General features: G+C 65.1%; 16 protein-coding genes. 9 read left to right on the top strand and 7 right to left on the bottom strand.

Going from position 1 to position 18383, the window contains the following annotated elements; all coding sequences use genetic code 11:
- Positions 1-5 precede the first annotated feature (5 nt).
- From MIN45_RS09715 to MIN45_RS09680, 8 genes are all read left to right on the top strand, one after another.
- Positions 6-533 (top strand): NADH-quinone oxidoreductase subunit B family protein, encoded by a 528-nt coding sequence (locus MIN45_RS09715; RefSeq protein WP_286291845.1) that lies wholly within the window; start codon positions 6-8, stop codon positions 531-533.
- Positions 530-1234: a DUF2490 domain-containing protein gene (locus MIN45_RS09710; RefSeq protein ID WP_286291844.1), complete on the top strand. Its 705-nt coding sequence runs from the start codon at positions 530-532 to the stop codon at positions 1232-1234. Before MIN45_RS09715 ends, MIN45_RS09710 begins: the two co-directional genes overlap by 4 nt.
- Positions 1235-1245: 11 nt before the next feature.
- Entirely contained in the window at positions 1246-1587 is a 342-nt protein-coding gene (locus MIN45_RS09705) for a zinc ribbon domain-containing protein YjdM (protein WP_286291843.1), read from the top strand.
- A 20-nt stretch (positions 1588-1607) separates the two neighbouring features.
- Positions 1608-2999 carry a sensor histidine kinase gene (locus tag MIN45_RS09700; protein WP_286291842.1) on the top strand — a complete coding sequence of 464 codons (1392 nt, stop codon included), beginning with the start codon at positions 1608-1610 and terminating at the stop codon, positions 2997-2999.
- Positions 2981-4351: a sigma-54-dependent transcriptional regulator gene (locus MIN45_RS09695; protein ID WP_286291841.1), complete on the top strand. Its 1371-nt coding sequence runs from the start codon at positions 2981-2983 to the stop codon at positions 4349-4351. Before MIN45_RS09700 ends, MIN45_RS09695 begins: the two co-directional genes overlap by 19 nt.
- Positions 4352-4497: 146 nt before the next feature.
- On the top strand, positions 4498-5853 hold the full coding sequence (locus MIN45_RS09690; RefSeq protein WP_286291840.1) for a TolC family protein: 1356 nt from the start codon (positions 4498-4500) through the stop codon (positions 5851-5853).
- Entirely contained in the window at positions 5850-7022 is a 1173-nt protein-coding gene (locus MIN45_RS09685) for an efflux RND transporter periplasmic adaptor subunit (RefSeq protein ID WP_286291839.1), read from the top strand. The genes MIN45_RS09690 and MIN45_RS09685 overlap by 4 nt, the downstream gene beginning before the upstream one ends.
- 1 nt (position 7023) lies before the next feature.
- Positions 7024-10251 carry an efflux RND transporter permease subunit gene (locus MIN45_RS09680; RefSeq protein WP_286291838.1) on the top strand — a complete coding sequence of 1076 codons (3228 nt, stop codon included), beginning with the start codon at positions 7024-7026 and terminating at the stop codon, positions 10249-10251.
- A 59-nt stretch (positions 10252-10310) separates the two neighbouring features.
- Here MIN45_RS09680 and der read toward each other — a convergent pair whose 3' ends face one another.
- From der to ndk, 7 genes are read right to left on the bottom strand one after another with little or no spacing between them, the layout of a single operon-like run.
- Positions 10311-11720, bottom strand: a complete 1410-nt coding sequence (der, locus tag MIN45_RS09675) for a ribosome biogenesis GTPase Der (protein ID WP_286291837.1) — start codon at positions 11718-11720, stop codon at positions 10311-10313.
- Positions 11713-12915, bottom strand: a complete 1203-nt coding sequence (gene bamB, locus MIN45_RS09670; protein ID WP_286291835.1) for an outer membrane protein assembly factor BamB — start codon at positions 12913-12915, stop codon at positions 11713-11715. Before bamB ends, der begins: the two co-directional genes overlap by 8 nt.
- Positions 12915-13556: a YfgM family protein gene (locus MIN45_RS09665; protein WP_286291834.1), complete on the bottom strand. Its 642-nt coding sequence runs from the start codon at positions 13554-13556 to the stop codon at positions 12915-12917. The genes bamB and MIN45_RS09665 overlap by 1 nt, the downstream gene beginning before the upstream one ends.
- A gap of 13 nt (positions 13557-13569) precedes the next feature.
- Positions 13570-14844, bottom strand: coding sequence for a histidine--tRNA ligase (gene hisS / locus MIN45_RS09660; protein WP_286291833.1), 1275 nt, complete (start codon positions 14842-14844; stop codon positions 13570-13572).
- Positions 14845-14856: 12 nt separating this feature from the next.
- A complete protein-coding gene (gene pilW / locus MIN45_RS09655; protein ID WP_286291832.1) occupies positions 14857-15570 on the bottom strand; it encodes a type IV pilus biogenesis/stability protein PilW in 714 nt (237 codons plus the stop codon).
- On the bottom strand, positions 15570-16673 hold the full coding sequence (rlmN, locus tag MIN45_RS09650; protein WP_286291831.1) for a dual-specificity RNA methyltransferase RlmN: 1104 nt from the start codon (positions 16671-16673) through the stop codon (positions 15570-15572). Before rlmN ends, pilW begins: the two co-directional genes overlap by 1 nt.
- Positions 16648-17079 (bottom strand): nucleoside-diphosphate kinase, encoded by a 432-nt coding sequence (gene ndk, locus MIN45_RS09645; protein ID WP_286291830.1) that lies wholly within the window; start codon positions 17077-17079, stop codon positions 16648-16650. The genes rlmN and ndk overlap by 26 nt, the downstream gene beginning before the upstream one ends.
- Positions 17080-17414: 335 nt before the next feature.
- On the opposite strand from ndk, the gene MIN45_RS09640 reads away from it, so the two are divergent.
- Complete coding sequence (locus MIN45_RS09640) at positions 17415-18380, top strand: HpcH/HpaI aldolase/citrate lyase family protein (RefSeq protein ID WP_286291829.1); 966 nt, start codon at positions 17415-17417, stop codon at positions 18378-18380.
- Positions 18381-18383: the final 3 nt, after the last annotated feature.

Genomic DNA, 18383 nt, shown 5'->3' with positions numbered 1-18383 from the left:
CTGCCATGCTGCGCCAATATCTCAAAATGCTCAAGACCGGGATCAAGACCGAACCGGTGCGCAAGATTGTCCGCGATCCCGACGTGGAACGCCTGGGGGCGGAGGTCAAGCGGCGGGTGGACCGGGATTTCGCCGGCAGCCTGGCGATCCGCGAGGTGGATGCCGGCTCCTGCAACGGCTGCGAGCTGGAAATCCACGCCCTGAACAACGTCTATTACGACGTCGAACGCTTCGGGGTACATTTCGTCGCCTCGCCGCGCCACGCCGACGTGCTGCTGGTGACAGGACCGGTGTCCCGTAACATGGAGGCGGCCCTCATCCGCACCTATGAGGCCACCCCCGATCCCAAGTGGGTGATCGCCTGCGGCGACTGCGCCGTGTGCGGCGGCGAGTTTGGCATATCCTACGTCAGCTGCGGTGCGGTGGAAAACGTCATTCCGGTGGATGTTAAAATTCCCGGCTGTCCGCCGTCACCGGCGGTGCTGTTGGCGGGAATTCTGGAAGCACTCGGAAAAGTGAGAAAAAAGAAATGAGAAAATCACTGGGAGCGATCCTGCTCGGTCTGGCCGCCCTGCCGGCACTGGCTGCCGACAATGCCTTCTTTGGCTGGTACGGCTTCTCACTTCAGGGCGGTCTGAGCGCGTTGTCCCCCAAATTGGAGAAGTTCAGCTGGAGCTTCCTCAACCAGGCCCGTCTCAGTCATACCCCTCAGCCTCTGTTTGCCGGTAAGGCCAACAAGCTGACCGAGAACCTGCTGTTCATCCAGTTCAATTACCACGTCAACGACCAGCTCCACCTCGGCCTGGGCTACACCCGCGACTGGCTCGACCATTTCAACGAAAACCGCGCCTACGAGGAGATCGGCTGGCATTCCAGGATGGCCGACTGGGGCCGGCTGACCACCCGCACCCGCTTGGAACAGCGGGTCAACGACAAGCTCGACTCCAACGACATGGGGTTGCGCGTCCGCGAACTGGCGCAGTGGAGCCATCCGGTGCCAGGATGGGAGCAGGTGGGCTTCATCCTCAATGACGAGGTGATGTGGTACCTTAACTCCAGTGCTTGGCGCAGCGACGGCTTCGCCGAAAACCGTGCCTTCGCCGGTTTCGACATTCCCCTGGCAGACAAGACCAAACTGACCGTCGGTTATATGAACCAGTTCGTGCGCAAGGGCACGTCCAAGACCAGCCAATTGAACCATATCCTCTTCGTCAATATCGGTTTTCATCTTTAAGCGAGGTTTGCATGAGCGCCCTGCCCCCCTGCCCCCAGTGCCAGTCCCAATACACCTATGAAGACGGCCACTTGTACGTCTGTCCCGAATGCGGCCACGAATGGGGGCAGGACGAAGCGGGCAAAACCGCCGAAGATACCTTGACCGTCACCGACGCCCATGGCAACGTCCTGCACGACGGCGACAGCGTCACCGTCATCAAGGACCTCAAGGTCAAGGGCGCCTCGGCGGTGGTCAAGGTCGGCACCAAAGTCAAGAACATCCGTCTGGTGGAAGGGGATCACAACATCGACTGCAAAATCCCCGGTATCGGCGCTATGAAACTGAAGTCGGAATTCGTCAAAAAGGCCTGAACCCCGGTAGCCGTCACCCGGTGCCTTCCATTAAACGACTGCTCTACCGGCCCCTGATTGCCGCCACCGTGCTGGCGAGCTTGGCGGTGGTAGCGGTCATCGCTGCCTTCATTTTCCTCAGCGACCGAAACCTGGCACGTATCCACCGGATCGAGGCCACCGTCGGCCAGGTCAACCAGCTCCAGGTCATCGATCACCAACTTCAGGCTATGCTGCTCGACGGCCCCGATCCCCGGATGCTGGCGGACATCCGCGCGCAACTGCGGCAGCTGGGACCGGAATGGCCGGATCTGGTTCCCCCTATTCTCGGCGCCCTGGAGGACCCCTCACCGCCCCGCCTGGAAAGCGCCGTCCGCCGCCTCCAGGCCCTCCTCGGCCGGGAAAACCAGCGGGAAAGCCGCCTTCTGGCCCAGATCGTCGCCGATACCGAGATGGAACGCCGGGCCGCCTTCGCCGGTCTGATCGTCCTTTCAGGGCTGCTCGCGCTTGGCGCTCTGCTGACCTGGCGCTGGCTGCTGCTTCCCCTGCGGCGCATGAATCTCCTGCTGCTGCAGCTGGCCGACGGCCGCTTCGAACCCATCGACAACCCCGACAGCAGCTCGCCCTGGCGTCCTCTGCTGGACAATTACAACCGTATGGTCCGTCGTCTTGCCGAACTGGAACGGTCCCGGCGGGAACGCACCGAGCAGCTGGAATCCCAGGTGCGCCGGGCCGCCGGCACGCTCCTAGCCCAGAACCGCGACCTGGCCCGGGCCGAGCGCCTGGCGGCGGTGGGCGAAGTCGCCGCCGGTCTGGCCCACGAGCTGCGCAACCCCCTGGCCGGCATTCGTCTGGCGCTCCACAACCTGCGCAGCGATACGGACGATCCTGAAACCCGGCGCCGCCTCGACCTGGTCATTGCCGAACTGGAGCGGATCAATCGCCACCTCAATCAGCTGCTGGACCAGGCCCGCCATCAACCGGAACCGCCGCGCAGCTTCGAGCTGGCCCCGGTGGTTCAGGAAACCCTGGAACTGCTGCGCTATCAACTGCCTCCCACCATCGATCTCCAGTGGCGCATCCCCACTGGTCTGCAGGTGCAGCTGCCGGAAACCGGCTTGCGCCAAGTGCTCATCAATCTGGTGCTCAACGCCGCCCAGGCCATGAAAACCCGGGGCTGCATCCAGATCGAAGCCCACATCGAAGCAGGACGCCTGCTGCTGACGGTGAGCGACGACGGCCCTGGTTTCCCTCAAGCGCTGCTGGCCCATGGGGTCCGCCCCTTCGCCAGCGGCCGCGACGGCGGCACCGGCCTGGGCCTGCTGATGGTCAAACGCTTCGCCGCCAGCCTCGACGGCCGCCTGCGGCTGGCCAACCGGGACGGCGGCGGCGCCCAGGTCACTCTGGAGATTCCATGCGCGCCACCCTGCTGATCGTCGAAGACGAGCCCCTGCTGGGCGAGGAACTAAAGCGCCACTTCCAGCGCCTCAGCTGGGAAGTGGAGTGGGTCCGTGATCTGGCCGGCGCCCAACGGGTGCTGGATCGGGAGGGGCTGGAACCGGACGCGGTGCTCTCGGACATGAACCTGCCCGACGGCAACGCCCTGGACTTTCTCGAACGACGCGGCGGCCGCCGGCCGGGCTGTGAATGGATCTTCCTCACCGGCTACGGCAGCGTCCCGGACTCGGTGCGCGCCCTGCGTCTGGGGGCCTACGAATTCCTGGAAAAGCCCTGCGACCCCAACCGCCTGCAGATGGTGCTGGAGGCGGCGGTGCGCAGCGCCCGCGCTCAGCGGCGTCTGTCCGAAGAGCACGCCCAACAGCATCAGCGCTACACCCCTCAGCTGTTCGCCGGCGACAGCCCGGCCACGGTACGGCTGCGGCAGATGCTGACCCGCCTGGCCCAAGTACCGTTCTCCTCCCTGGTACTCCTGGGAGAGACCGGGACCGGCAAGGGGGTGGCGGCCAAGATCCTCCACGCCGGTGGAACCCGCGCCCAGGGGCCCTGGGTAGAGCTGAACTGCGCCGCTCTGCCCCACGAGCTGGTGGAAGCGGAGCTGTTCGGCTACGAACCGGGCGCCTTCACCGGCGCCAAGGGCCGCCACCGGGGACTGCTAGAACAGGCCGACGGCGGCACCCTGTTCCTGGACGAGATCGGCGAACTGGAACCGGGTATCCAGGCCAAGCTGCTCAAGGCGGTGGAGGACAAGCGCTTCCGCCGCCTTGGCGGGGAACGGGAAATCCAGGTGGACGTCCAGATCATCGCCGCCAGCAACCGCGATCTCAAGGCCCAGGTCCGGGAAGGGCGTTTCCGCGAGGATCTCTATCACCGCCTGAGCGTGTTCCAGCTCACCATCCCGCCACTTAGGGAGCGTAAGCAGGACCTGAAAGCCCTGGTCCCACTGTTCGTAGCCGAATTCAACGCCAAGGCCGGCAAGCAGGTCCGACACGTCCCCGAAGCCGCCTGGCGTGCCTTCGAGCGCTACGACTGGCCCGGCAACGTGCGCGAACTTCGCAATCTGATCGAGCGCTGCGTGCTGCTGGCGGAAGACGACACGCTGCCGCTTCAGTGGCTCGGCCTGCCGGGCCTCACCGTGCCCCTGGGGGATGGCGACCGCCTGTGCCTGCCCCTGGACGGCAGCCTGTCCCTGGAGGAGATGGAACGCCGCATCCTCGCCGCCGCCCTCGACAAAACCGGCGGCAACGTCACCGCCGCCGCCCGCCTCCTCAAGACTTCGCGCGAGACCCTGCGCTACCGGGTACAGAAGTTCGGCCTGGAAAGCTGATCCGGCGCGGCCCTCCCTGGCCACTGCAGACCCTTGCCCCAGCCCCGCCTGAGAAAGCGGGGATGCTCGGTTCCTGCCAACGGAGGATGGACTATATTCGCCCCCCCTAATAGAATGATGGCCATAACAATCATCAGGGCGATGACATGGGGTTCACGGCACGCGCTTTCCACTTCGTGCTTTTGTTGTGTCTGGGGCTGAACGCTGCCGCAGACACCCCTGTCCTGCCGTCACACCCGCTGTCCCTCACGGAAACCCTTGCCCTGGTCCGCCAGCGCAACCCGGACCTCCGGGCCGCCCAGGCCCGTATCGAACAGGCCGCCGCCCGCCTCGACGAGGTGAATGCCGCCTTCCTGCCCCGGATCAAGGCTGGCGTCCATTACCTCCACAGCAACGATCCCGCCCGCGCCTTCGGCATGATCGTATCCCAGAGGCGCTTCGACTTCGGCATGGACATCAACCATCCCGGTTACGTGGAGGACTTCCGTCCTGAGATCGGTGCCTACTGGTCCCTGTTCCGCGGCGGCCAGGACTGGTACGCGCGCCAGGCAGCCAAATTGGGGATCGACAGCCGCCGGCTGCAGCGCAGCGAGCTGCACAATCTGCTTGCCGCCGCCGCCAGCCGGGCTTTTTACGCCCTGCTAGAAGCCCCCAGACGGGTGGATGTGGCCGACAAGACCCTGACGACGGTCCGCAAGGAACTGGAACTGATGCGCGCCCGCCAGCGCGAGGGCACCGCCCTCAAGTCCGACGTGCTGTCGCTGGAAGTGCGCCTCTCCCAGGCCCGCCAGGACCGCATCCGTGCCGAAAACGCCGAGCTGGCGGCCCGCACCGCCCTGGCCACCTTGTTGGGCTTGCCCGCCGACGCCCCGCTGGCAGTGCAGGATGAATCCCGCCGACTGCTGCCCTCGGAAGGCGATTTCGCCCGCTGGCTCCAGCAGGCCCTGGCCCACCGCCCCGAATGGCTCGCCGCCCGCAAACAGGTGGAAATGCGGGAAAAGGAGCTCAAGGCCGCCTGGGGCGGACATCTGCCCCGGGTGGACGCCTTCGTGGTCTACGGCATGAACAGCAAAAATCCGCGCTTTCCCACCTCCCAAGACAACTGGACCATGGGGCTGAAAGCCGAGATCGACCTGTTCTCCGGCGGCGCCGTCAACGCCCGGGTTCGTCAAGCCCGCCAGCGCCTGGAGGAGGCCAAACAGGTGGAAGAGAGCACCCGCCTGCGGGTGGAAAAGGAAGTCCGAAGCGCCTGGCTCGACCTGCGCGACGCCCTGGCCCGGGTCGAGGTGGCGACCAACGCCGTGGCCGCCGCCGAGGAGGCTCTCAAACTGGTGCGGGCCCAGTATCGCGGCGGTACCGCCACCGTGACCCGTTTTCTCGAAGCCGAAACCGATGCCGCCGGCGCCCGCCTGCAGTTGATTTCTTCCCGCTTCGGGGCTCTGGTGGCGGAAGCGGAATTGAAACGGGCCACGGGAGTGTGGTCAACGGAGGATGGCACATGAAACTCACCAGCAAACTCGTCTGGGGACCGCTCGCTTTTCTGGGACTGGTGCTGCTGCTGGCCTGGGTCCAGGGGGCCTTTGCCACCAAGGTACCGCCGGGGAATACGGCGCGACCTGGAAAAACCGTCTCCGGGCCGATGGCGACGGTGGCACAGACCACCCTGCCGCGGCGGCTGCGCTGGCCCGGTACCGTCAGCGCCGACACCGTAGCCCGCATCGCCCCCAAGATTCCCGGGCGGATCGTGGAAATCGGCGTCGATATCGGTAGCAAGGTCGAACGGGGACAATTGCTGGCCCGTCTCGACGACAGCGAGATTCGCGCCCGTCTCAAGGCGGCGCAGGCGGCGCTGGCCGCCGCCCAGGCCCAGGCACAACGGGCGGCCGCCGATGCCCGGCGTATCCGCAACCTTTTCAGACAACAGGCCGCCACCCAGCGCGATCTCGATGCCGCCGTCGCCGCCGAGCGCACCGCGAAGGCGCAGGTGGAACAGGCGCGCCAGCAGATTCAGGCCATCCGTTCCCAGCTCAAGGAAACCCGCCTGTATGCCCCCTTCGCCGGCAGCGTCATCGAACGGCTGGCAGATCCTGGCGACATGGGGATGCCCGGACAACCGATCCTGGTGCTGCAGAACCCCAACCGGCTGGAGGTCCACACCCACGTGCCGGAAAGCTGTGCCGTCTATCTGCATCCGGGCGCCGGGGTACGGATCGAGATTCCCGGCCGCCGCATGCAGCTCATGGCGACCGTGACGGAAATGGCCGCCGCTGCCGACCCCTTCACCCACACCATCGAGGTCAAGGCGGCGCTGCCGACCGGACAGGCCATCCTTCCGGGCGCCTTCGCCTGGGTCGGCCAGACCTGTGGTGAGGAGACGGTCCTGCTGCTGCCGCGGCAGGCCGTGCGCCGGGTGGGTCAACTGGAGGAAGTGGACTTGGTGCGCGATGGCCGAGTCCAGACCCGCCTGGTGCGCACCGGTCGCCACATCGATGGCCAGGTGGAGATCCTTTCCGGGCTGAAGGCAGGCGACCGGGTGCAACTCCCCGAAGAGGATGGGGGGAACGGTGAGCGGGGTCTCCGCGGCAGGGATGCCGCGGTGAAGCCTCCAGGGAGGGATTCACGGCGTCCCCGCGAATCGTTCCCCCCATCCCCTCCGCGCCGAGGCAGCTGAGATGGCGGAGACAAAACTGGGCTTTACCGCCCGCATCGTCAAGCTCTTCATCGAATCGCGCCTGTCGCCGTTGATCCTGATCGGCTCGCTGCTCATGGGTCTGGCGGCCCTGCTGCTGACGCCGCGCGAAGAAGAACCGCAGATCGTGGTTCCGGTGATGGACGTGTTCGTCGAGGCCCCCGGGGCTTCGGTGGACGAGGTAGAGAAGCTGGTGGCCACCCCCCTGGAGCAGAAGCTGTGGGAGATTCCCGGGGTGGAATACGTGTATTCCATGTCGATGCCGGGGCGGGCCATCGCCACGGTGCGTTATTACGTAGGTGAAGACCGCGAGGACAGTCTGCTCAAGACCTGGAGCAAACTGATGTCCAACCGCGACCTGATCCCGCCGTTCGTGACCTCCTGGACGGTCAAGCCGGTGGAGATCGACGATGTCCCCATCGTCCTGTTGACCCTGTCCTCTCCCGATCCGGCCTACGGTACCTACGAGCTGCGCCGCATCGCCGAGGAACTGCTGGACAAGGTCGGGCAGGTCAAAAACACCGGCAAGCTGTGGATCGCCGGTGGTGAACGCCGCACCCTGCGCATCTATCCCGATCCCGCCAAACTCGCCGCCCATCGTCTGAGCCTGTTGCAGCTGATGCAGGCGCTGCAACAAGCGGACTTCAATCTCCAGGCCGGGGAATTCGACCACCGCAACCGCCGCCTGCGTCTGGAGGCCGGTCCCTTCTGGCAGACGCTGGAGCAGGCTGCCGCCACCGTGGTCGGCCAGTACCGGGGACGCCCGGTGTACCTGCGCGAAGTGGCCCGTCTCGAGGACGGCCCCGCCGAGGTGGAAACCCTCACCCGCATCGGCTTCGGTCCCCAGGTGGCGCACAGCAAACGCATCGCCGGCCCCGAAGCGCAGACCGGCGACGGCCACCCGGCGGTCACCATCGCCGTCCCCAAACGCCGCGGTGCCAACGCCGTCACTGTGGCCCGTGAGGTGATCGAGAAGATCCGCTCCCTGCACGGCAACGTGATTCCCTCCGACGTCACCGTCACCGTCACCCGCGATTACGGCGAAACCGCCAACGACAAGGTCAACGAACTGGTCGAGCATCTGTTCATCGCCATCACCACCGTCATCGTCCTCCTGGCCCTGGCCCTGGGCGTGCGTGAGGCTTTCATCGTCGCCATCGCCGTGCCCATGACCCTGGGGGTGACCCTGTTCTGCGATCTGGTGTTCGGCTACACCATCAACCGCGTGACCCTCTTCGCCCTGATCCTGTCCCTGGGGCTGTTGGTGGACGACCCCATCGTGGACGTGGAAAACATCTACCGCCACTTCAAGCTGCGCAGACAGCCGCCGCTGCAGGCGGCCCTGACCGCGGTGGACGAAGTGCGGCCACCCACCATCTACGCGACTTTCACCGTCATCGTCTCTTTCCTGCCGATGTTCTTCATCACCGGCATGATGGGCCCCTACATGGCGCCGATGGCCTTCAACGTGCCAGTGGCGATGCTGATGTCGCTACTGGTAGCCTTCACCGTCACCCCCTGGGCCAGCTATCACCTGCTCAAGGCCGAGTACGGCAAGGCGGGGGAAAAGCCTTATGACATCCACGAAAGCCCCGTTTACCACGGGTACCGCAAAACGCTGGGGCCGCTGATCGCCCACCCCTGGCGTGCGCGCGTTTTTCTGGGGGTGGTGGCGCTGCTGTTCGTGCTCTCGTGCCTGTTGGTGGTGTTCGGCATCCCGCTGAAACTGCTGCCTTTCGACAACAAGAACGAAATGCAGCTGGTGATCGACATGCCCCGCGGCACCACCCTGGAGGAAACCGACGCGGTGGCCCGGGACCTGGAAGACTATCTGGCCACGGTCAACGAGGTCACCGATTTCGAGACCTACATCGGCCACGCCTCGCCCATGGACTTCAACGGCCTGGTGCGCCACTACTATCTGCGCCATGCCAGCTATCAGGGTGATATCCGCATCAACCTGATCCACAAGCATCAGCGCGAGCACCAGTCCCACGAGATCGCCCTCAGGATCCGCCCCGACATCGAAGCCATCGCCGCCCGTCACGGCGCCAGCGTCAAGATCGTCGAGATCCCTCCCGGACCACCGGTACTTTCCACCGTGGTGGCCGAGGTCTACGGCCCGCCGGGGGGATCTTACGACGACCTGGTGACCAATACCCTGCGGATGCGCCACGACGGTTTCGAAAAGCTCGACATTCTGGTGGACGTGGACGACTTCGTGGACGAACCCCAAACCCGGCTGGATTTCCACGTCGATCAGGCCAAGGCGGCGTTGCACGGCATCAGCGTCGGGCAGATTTCCCGCACCATCGCCGCCGCCCTGGGCGGTACCCGGGTCGGTCTGCTGCACGCCCCCCACGAACGCCAGCCGGCCCCGGCGATCGTCCGCATCGAACGGCCCCTGCGCTCCCATCCGGAAATCCTCGCCAGCCTGCGGGTGCACGGCCGCGACGGCAAGCTGATTCCCTTGAGCGAGCTGGGCCACTTCGTCGAAGAACCGGTGCCGGTGACCCGCTACCACAAGAATCTCAAGCCGGTGGGCTACGTGATCGCTGAAATGGCGGGCCACGCGCCGGTGGAGGCCGTCATCGCCCTCACCCGGATGTTCGAGGAAAATCCCCTGCCCGAGGGCTACGACTTCACCCTGCGCGGGGAGGGGGAATGGAAGATCACGGTGGACGTGTTCCGCGACCTGGGACTGGCCTTCGCCGCCGCCCTGGTGATGATCTACATTCTGCTGGTGATGCAGACCGATTCGTTGGGGATGCCGCTGGTCATCATGATGTCCATCCCCCTGACCATCATCGGCATCATGCCCGGCTTCTGGCTACTGAACCTGCTGCCGGAGCCCATCGGCCCTTATCCCAACCCGGTGTTCTTCACCGCCACCGCCATGATCGGCATGATCGCCCTGGCGGGCATCGTGGTGCGCAACTCCATCATTCTCATCGACTTCATCCAGCGCCTCGAGGCGCAGGGCAAGTCTCTGACCGAGGCGCTGATCGAAGCGGGCGCGGTGCGTCTCAGGCCGATCTTCCTCACCGCCGGGGCGGCGATGTTCGGTTCTTTCGTCATCACCCTCGACCCGATCTTTTCAGGGCTGGCCTGGAGCTTCATCTTCGGCATCTTCGCCTCCACCAGCTTCACCCTGCTGGTGGTGCCGGTGGTGTACTACTTGCTCAACCGTAACCGGGAAACGTCTGCATGACGGATTCGAAGGCCACCTGATGCGGATAAAGCGGCTCTCGATCAGTCAACCGGCGGTTGTCACCGCCCTTTCTTCTTGGCATGACGCAAGAGCCGTTGACGCTTGCGCAGCTGCCTGGGGGTGAGCTTGTTGCGGCGGCCGGCGAAAGGATTGGCGCTGGAACGGAATTCCAGCCGCAACGGCGTCCCTTTGATCCCCAGCGCTTCGCGGAAAGCACGGTTGAGATAACGCCGGTAGCTGGCCGGCACCTTCTCGGTCTGGTTGCCGTGGATGACGATCAGCGGCGGCTTCTTGCCGCCCTGGTGGGCGAACTTGAGCTTGATGCGCCGCCCGCCGGCCAACGGCGGCGGATAGGAATCGACGGCGTCCTGCAGGATCCGAGTCAGCTCGGAGGTGCCGAATTCGGCCTGGGCCTGTTCATAAAGCGGCGCGACCCGATCGAACAGATCCCCCACGCCGGTACCGTGCAGGGCTGAAAGCGGCAGTTTTTCGGCGAAATCGACGAACTGCAGCCGGGCTTCCAGCTGGTCGCGCACCTTCTGCTTCTGTTCCCGGGAAAGTCCGTCCCACTTGTTGAGGCCGAGGATCAGGGCTTTGCCGGCTTCGAGCACCATCCCGAGCAGGCGTGCGTCCTGGTCGGTGACGCCCTCGGAGGCGTCGATCAGGAACACGACCACGTCGGCCTGCTCCATCGACTGGATAGCCTTGATGATGCTGAACTTCTCCACCGCCTCCTCCACCCGCGCCCGGCGGCGGATGCCGGCGGTATCGATCAGCACGTAACGGTGGCCGTCGCGCTCGAAGGGGATCTCGATGGCGTCACGGGTGGTGCCGGGATGGTCGGCCACCACCACCCGCTCCTCTCCCAGCAGGCGGTTGACCAGCGTCGATTTGCCGACGTTGGGACGGCCAATGACCGCGACCCGGATGGCTTCGTCCCCATCCGCTTCGGTAGTGCTTTGCGGCGCCGGCGGCAAGAGCGCCTCGATGCGCGCCAGCAGTTTGGCAGTGCCCCGGCCGTGGGCGGCGGCGATCATTACCGGCTCCGCAAATCCCAGGACGGAAAACTCCGCCGCCGCCAGGGCCGGATCCTCGCCGTCGATCTTGTTGATGACCAAAACTACCGGCTTGTCCAGGCGGCGCAGTCGCGCGGCGATGTCCTCGTCGGCGGCGGTCAGCCCCTCGCGGGCATCGACCAGGAACAGAATCAGATCGGCCTCCTCCAGGGCCTGTTCCACCTGCCGCAGCGCCGCTTGGTCCACCGCTTCCACGGTGTCGGCGACGCCGCCGGTGTCCACCACCAGAAATTCCCGCGCTCCCCGGCGGCAGCGGCCGTAGTGCCGGTCGCGGGTCAGCCCGGGATAGTCGGCCACCAGGGCGTCGCGGGACTGGGTCAGCCAATTGAACAACGTGGATTTTCCCACGTTGGGACGCCCCACCAGGGCGACCACAGGCAGCGACTTATTCATCTTTCGGTTCGGCTTTCAAAACGGTCAAATCGCCATTGCCGGCATAGACGATCAAATAATCTCCCGCCACCACCAGCGGCGCGCGGATAGGGCTTCTGGCGACCCGGATGCGCCCGAGCTGGCGGCCGTCCTCCTGGGCCAGGAAGTGGACGTAGCCCTTGTAGTCGCCGACGGCGATGAAGTCGCCATAGACGACCGGAGCGGTCACCTCGCGGTGATAGAAGGCGTCCTGTTTCCAGTAGGCGCGGCCGGTGGTTTCGTCCAGCCCCCAGACATTGCCTTCGGTATCGGTGACGAAGACGTAACGCCAGCTCACCGCCGGAGTCGAGTCGGCGACGATCTCGGCGTTGCGCCAGATGACCTCGCCATCCACCAGGGAGGCGGCGACGACGCCGCCGTGGAAAGCCGTCGCGTACAGCATCCCGCTGTGGACCGTGGGGGCGTCATTGATGTCCACCACCCTTTCCATTTCCGACAGTCCCGTCGGGATGGCCAGCTGGCGCTCCCAGATCAGCTTGCCATCGCCGAGGCGCAGCGCCGCCATGCGGCCGTTGGCGAAACCGATCAGGACGGTGTCGTCGGTGATGACCGGGGGTGCCGCACCCCGCAGCGACAGACGGCTGACCGCCTTGCCGTAGCTCCACAGCCGCTGGCCGCTGTCTTCCGCCAGGGCGAACACGGCACCGTCGTTGGTGTGAACCACGACGATGCCCTCGGCCACCGCCGGTCTGGCCAACACCTCACTGGACACCCGGGCGAGCCAACGCTGTCGGCCGGTTTCCCGCTCCAGGGCCAGCACTTCGGCTTCGGAAGTGCCCAGCAGCAGGCTGGTGGCACTGACCGCAGGACCGGCCGAAAGCGGACGGTCCACCTCCAGTTCCAGAATTTCCTCCCCATCGGCAAGGCGCAAGCCGGCAACGTGCCCTTCGTGATCGGCGGCATAGACGATCTCGTCCGCCACCGCAGGACCCAGCGCCAGCCGGTAACCGCCGTCGCCGGCGCCGACATCCGTGTCCCACACCGTCTCGATATGGAGCTGGGGAGTGATCGCCACCAGTTCACGGGGCGGTTCCGTCGCCTCGTCTGCGCCGGTGACCAGATCGATGGTGCCGGACACCAGGTTGCTGAAACCGGCGCCCATGGACTGACACCCGGCCAGCAGCAGTAGCAGCGGGAGGGAAGAAAGACGCATCATCACGGTTTCGACGCGGCCACACCCAGATCGTTCAGCTTCATCTCCAGGTATTCGTAATCCCGTCCCAGAGCCTGTGCCTTGCGGTAGGCCAGTGCCGCATCCTTAGGTTTCCCCAGGGCGGCAAGGGCGTCCCCCTTGAGTTCCTCGTACTGGCCGGCGAAACGGCCGGGATCGCCGATGTCGGCCGTAGTCAGCACATCCAGAGCTGCCTGGGGCTTGCCGGCACCCAGATGGACCCGGGCCAGACGCAGGCGGGCGAGGTGGCGAAAGTTGTCATCCCCCGTCTCCTGTAGCAAGGACTCCAAAGCGGCCTGGGCCTTGGGCAGCTCCCCTTTGTCCACCGCAGCGCGGGCCGTCAGCAGGCGGGCGAAATCGGCATAGGCGGTGCTGGCGAATTCGCCGGTCAGGCGCTGGGCCAGACCAAAAGTCAGATCGTCCTGGCCTTCGGCTACGGCATCCAGCATCTGCTGGTACAGGTTGGAAGCCTGCTCGGCCTGGGTGCGCTGGTGCTTCTGCCAGGCGTTCCATCCGAAAATCGCCACCAGTCCCAGGATGACACCGGCGATGATCGAGGTGCCGTTCTCCTTCCACCAGCGTTTGAGTTGTTCGACTTGAGCTTCTTCTTCCAGATGTGCGGCCATGAAAGCCTCCTTGTCAGACGAGTAAACGATTTTCGATGAATTCGATCAGTTCGGTCTGGGTGAGGATGCGTTGCTCGCCCGTCTCGCGCAACGGCTTGAGCGCCACCTTTCCGGCGGCGGCCTCCTCGTCGCCGACGATCAGGGCATAACGGGCCCCGCTTTTGTCGGCCTTCTTGAACTGGCTCTTGAAACTGCCGCCGCCGCAATGGACGATGAGACGCAACCCGGGGAAGCGGCGCCGTAAGGTTTCTGCCAGCACCGTGCTTGCACGTTCGGCAGCCGCCCCGACCCGGACCAGATAGAAATGCGGCGCTTCCTTCCGGGCCAGCTGCGAGCCTTCCAGCAGGGCGAGCAGGCGTTCCATCCCTAAGGCGAAGCCCACCGCCGGCGTCGGTCTGCCGCCCAGCTGTTCCACCAGGGTGTCGTAACGGCCGCCGGCACACACGGTGCCCTGGGCCCCCAGTTCCGAGGTCACCCATTCGAACACGGTCAAACCGTAGTAATCCAGGCCGCGCACCAGGCGTGGATTGACCACGTAGGAAACGCCGACGGCATCGAGCAGATCGGTGAAGCCGCGGAAATGGGCACGGGAGGACTCCCCCAGATAGTCCAGCAGCTTCGGCGCCCCCTCGATCAGGCCCTGCATTTCCGGATTCTTGCTGTCGAGGATGCGCAGGGGGTTGGTGTGGAGGCGGCGGCGGCTGTCGGCGTCTAGAGCGTCCTCGTAAGTGCTGAAATAGGCCACCAGATCGTCACGGTAGGCTCGGCGCTCATCCAGGGTGCCGAGAGAATTGATCTGGAGCTCCACTTTATCGGCGATACCCAAGCGCTGCCACCAGCGGGCATTGAGGAAGATCAGCTCGGCGTCGATGTCAGGCCCGGACGTGCCGAACACCTCCACCCCCAGCTGATGGAACTGGCGGTAACGCCCCTTTTGCGGCCGTTCGTGACGGAACATGGGGCCGAGATACCAAAGCCGCAGCTGCCCGGTGCGCAAAAGACCGTGTTCGATGCAGGCGCGCACGCAACCGGCGGTGCCTTCCGGGCGCAGCGTCAGGGAATCGCCGCTCTTGTCCTGGAAGGTGTACATTTCCTTCTCGACGATGTCGGTGACTTCGCCGATGGAACGCTTGAACAGTTCGGTCTTCTCGACGATGGGCAGGCGGATCTCGTCGAAACCGGCGCGATCCAGTTCCTGGACCAGAATCATCTCGACGTTGCGCCACAGGGGCGTCTCGTCCGGGAGAATGTCGTGCATGCCACGGACGGCTTGCAGTTTTTGACTCATGGAGGGTTTTTATCAGGGATGGTTTTTTGGGGTTGTCCGTTCCAGGCGACTGCGGTAGGCGGCGGCAGCCTGCTCGTCTCCGAGAGCGGATTCGATCTGAACGCCAAGCTGAAGCAGCTGCGGCGTCGGTTCGGCGACCGCCTCGTAGCGCTGCAGGAAGGCCCTTGCCGCCAGCCACCGCCGTTTTTTGGCCATCAGCCGGGCCATCGCCGCCAGCGGCTGGGGCGCGTCCGGCTCGAGCTTCAGCGCCTGGCGCAGCCAGTCTTCGGCCTCCTGGAGGCGGCCGGCTTTGAGGGCGCAGAGACCGGCGTTGGTCATCGCCTTCCAGCGCTGGGCGTACAACTTGTTGTTGGCGGCCCGGACGAGCCGCTTCATCCCGGCATCGTAATCGCCACGGTTGCACAGGAACAGGCCGTAGTTGTTGAGCAGCCGGGCGTCGTCCGGTTGCAGCGCCAGGGCGCGGTGGTAGTGCTCGGCGGCCTTGTCGTCCATGCCGAACTTCTCGTACAGCACCGCGATTGCCTCGTGGGCGGCGGCGTTGTCGGGATCGATCTCGAGGGCGTGGCGCAGATCGGCGAGGGCGTTCTGGGGCTGACCCTGGGACAGATAGGCGATGCCCTTTTCGGTGTAGATCTGCGCCAGCTTCTTGCGGTCGATCTCCTCCTGGTCGGGGGAGAGGCTGCAACCGGCCAGCACTACCAACAATCCTGCGGTCGCCCAGCGCATCACGCCGCCTCCACCGGAATCCTCGGGCGGGGGCGGGATTTGGCCTGCACCTTCCCCACCAACTGGCCACAGGCGGCGTCGATGTCGTCGCCGCGGGTACGGCGCACGGTGGTGAGAAAACCGGCCTCCTGGAGGATCTGCTGGAACCGCTGGATCGCCGCATCTGACGAGCGCCGATACGGCGCCCCTTCGAAGGGATTGAAGGGAATCAGGTTGATCTTGGACGGAATCCGGCTCAGCAGCCTCACCAGCCTGCGGGCGTCGGTAGGCGAATCGTTGACGCCGTCGAGCATCACGTATTCCCAGGTGATCTTGCGCCCGCGCTGGCGCTCGCCGTGGATGAAACGGCTGCAGGCCGCCATCAGTTCGGCCAGAGGATACTTGCGGTTGAGCGGCACCAGTTCGTCGCGCAGCGCGTCGGTGGTGGCGTGGAGCGACACCGCCAGGCTGACGTCGGAGACTTCCCCGAGGCGGTCGATGGCCGGAACCAGCCCGGCGGTGGACACCGTCACCCGCCGCTTGGCCAGACCGTAGGCGAGATCGTCCATCATCAGCTCGGTGGCGGCGACCACGGCGTCGAAATTGAGTAGCGGTTCGCCCATGCCCATCAGCACCACGTTGGTGATCCGGCCGGATTCCAGCAGCCGGTGGGCCTGCCACACCTGGCCGATGATTTCGGCGGCACTCAGGTTGCGGCTGAACCCCTGGCGTGCGGTGGCGCAGAAGGCACAGTTGAGGGCGCAGCCCACCTGGGAGGAGACGCACAGGGTGCCACGCTTCTCCTCCGGGATGAACACGGTTTCGATGCGGTTGCCGTCGGCCAGCTGCATCAGCCATTTGGTGGTGCCGTCGCGCGACACCTGGGTCCGCACCACCTCGGGCAGGTCTAGACGGGCTTCGACCTGGAGCCGGGCCCGCAGCGCCTTGCTCAGATCGGTCATCGCCGCGAAATCGAGAACGCCTTGGGCATGCACCCACTTGAGCAGCTGGCGGGCGCGAAACGGCTTCTCACCCAGCTGGAGGAAGAACGCCTCGAGGGCCTGGCGCGGCAGGCCCAGGAGATTGACGGGTTTGGTCTCAGTCAAAACGGGGGAAGATCTCATCGTCTTTGAAGAAGAAGGCGATCTCCTGCGCCGCGGTTTCCGGGCTGTCGGAACCGTGCACCGCGTTGGCGTCGATGCTGTCGGCGAAATCGGCGCGGATGGTGCCGGGGGCAGCTTCCTTGGGGTTGGTGGCGCCCATCAGCTCGCGGTTTTTGGCGATGGCGTTCTCCCCTTCCAGCACCTGCACCACCACGGGACCGGAAATCATGTATTCGACCAGGTCGTCGAAGAAAGGTTTGTCCCGGTGGACCCCGTAGAAGGCTTCCGCCTGCTGCCGGGTCAGCTTCATCATCTTCAGGGCGGCGATGCACAGCCCCGCCTTTTCGAAGCGGCTGATGATCTCGCCGATGACGTTCTTGGCGACGGCATCGGGTTTGATGATGGAAAGCGTTCTTTCGATAGCCATGAATCCCCCAATTTCCAAATTGTAAAAACGGCTTATTTTAACCGACGGACAGGCGCTTGACTAAGCCTTTCTGTCACTTCCGCGGGGACCGGGAAGGGTCTGTCAGTAGCCAGGGATGGCCGCGCCAGGCCTAAATTCACGGACGAATTTCGGTCCGGCAGACCCTTCCCGGTGCCCGGCAAAGCAAACCGAGTCCTGTCAGCGCATTCACCGCCGGTCCAATTCGAGCCGGGAACATCGTATAATGGACGGTTTTGAAACGCCTGCAGTCCCGGGTCGCCCGACCGACCGGGCTGCACGCTCTTCCCACAACCTGCTGACGGAATTGACAATCCATGGCCGTAAAAAACCGCCTTCACCGTAGCGAGCTCGCCGTTCCCGGCAGCAACCCGAGAATGTTGGAAAAGGCGCCCCACGCCGGCGCCGATGTCGTGTTTCTGGATCTGGAAGACGCCGTCGCCCCCGACGACAAGGAACAGGCGCGGCGCAACGTCATCGATGCCCTAAACACCTACGACTGGTCCCGCTGTTCGGTGTCGGTGCGCATCAACGGCCTGGATACCCATTACTGTTACCGTGACATCGTCGAAGTGGTGGAACAGGCCGGCGGTCATCTCGACACGATCTTGATCCCCAAGGTCAACGGCCCGGAAGACATCCATTTCGTCGCCACCCTGCTGAGCCAGATCGAGGCGGCCAAGGGGCTGAAGCCCATCAACCTCCACGCCCTGATCGAAACCGCCGCCGGCATGGACAACGTGCGCGAGATCGCCCGCGCTTGTCCGGAGCGGCTGGAAGCGCTGGTGTTCGGGGTGGCCGACTACGCCGCGTCGATCCAGGCCCGCACCACCAACATCGGCGGCGCCAATCCTGATTATGCGGTACTGACCGATCCCTTCGAGGACGGCCACCGCGAACGGCACTGGGGCGACCAGTGGCATTTCGCCATCGCCCGCATGGTGGTGGCCTGCCGCGCCAACGGACTGCGCCCCATCGATGGCCCCTACGGCGACATCGGCGATCCGGACGGTTACGTGGCCGCCGCCAAACGCGCCGCTGCGTTGGGTTGCGAGGGCAAGTGGGCCATCCATCCCTCCCAGATCGAACTGGCCAATCAGGTCTTCACCCCTTCCGAACAGGAGGTGACCAAGGCCCGCCGCATTCTGGCGGCGATGGAAGAGGCCGCCCGCGAGGGCAAGGGCGCCGTCTCCCTCGACGGTCGCCTGATTGATGCCGCTTCCATCAGGATGGCGGAGAACCTGATCGCCAAGATTGACCAGATTCAGGCCCGCCAGGGTTGATTT

Origin of the sequence: Methylomarinovum tepidoasis, assembly GCF_030294985.1 — a bacterium.
GTDB lineage: Bacteria > Pseudomonadota > Gammaproteobacteria > Methylococcales > Methylothermaceae > Methylohalobius > Methylohalobius tepidoasis.
Note: the sequence above shows the minus strand (reverse complement) of the source record. Positions and strands in the feature narration are given on the sequence as shown.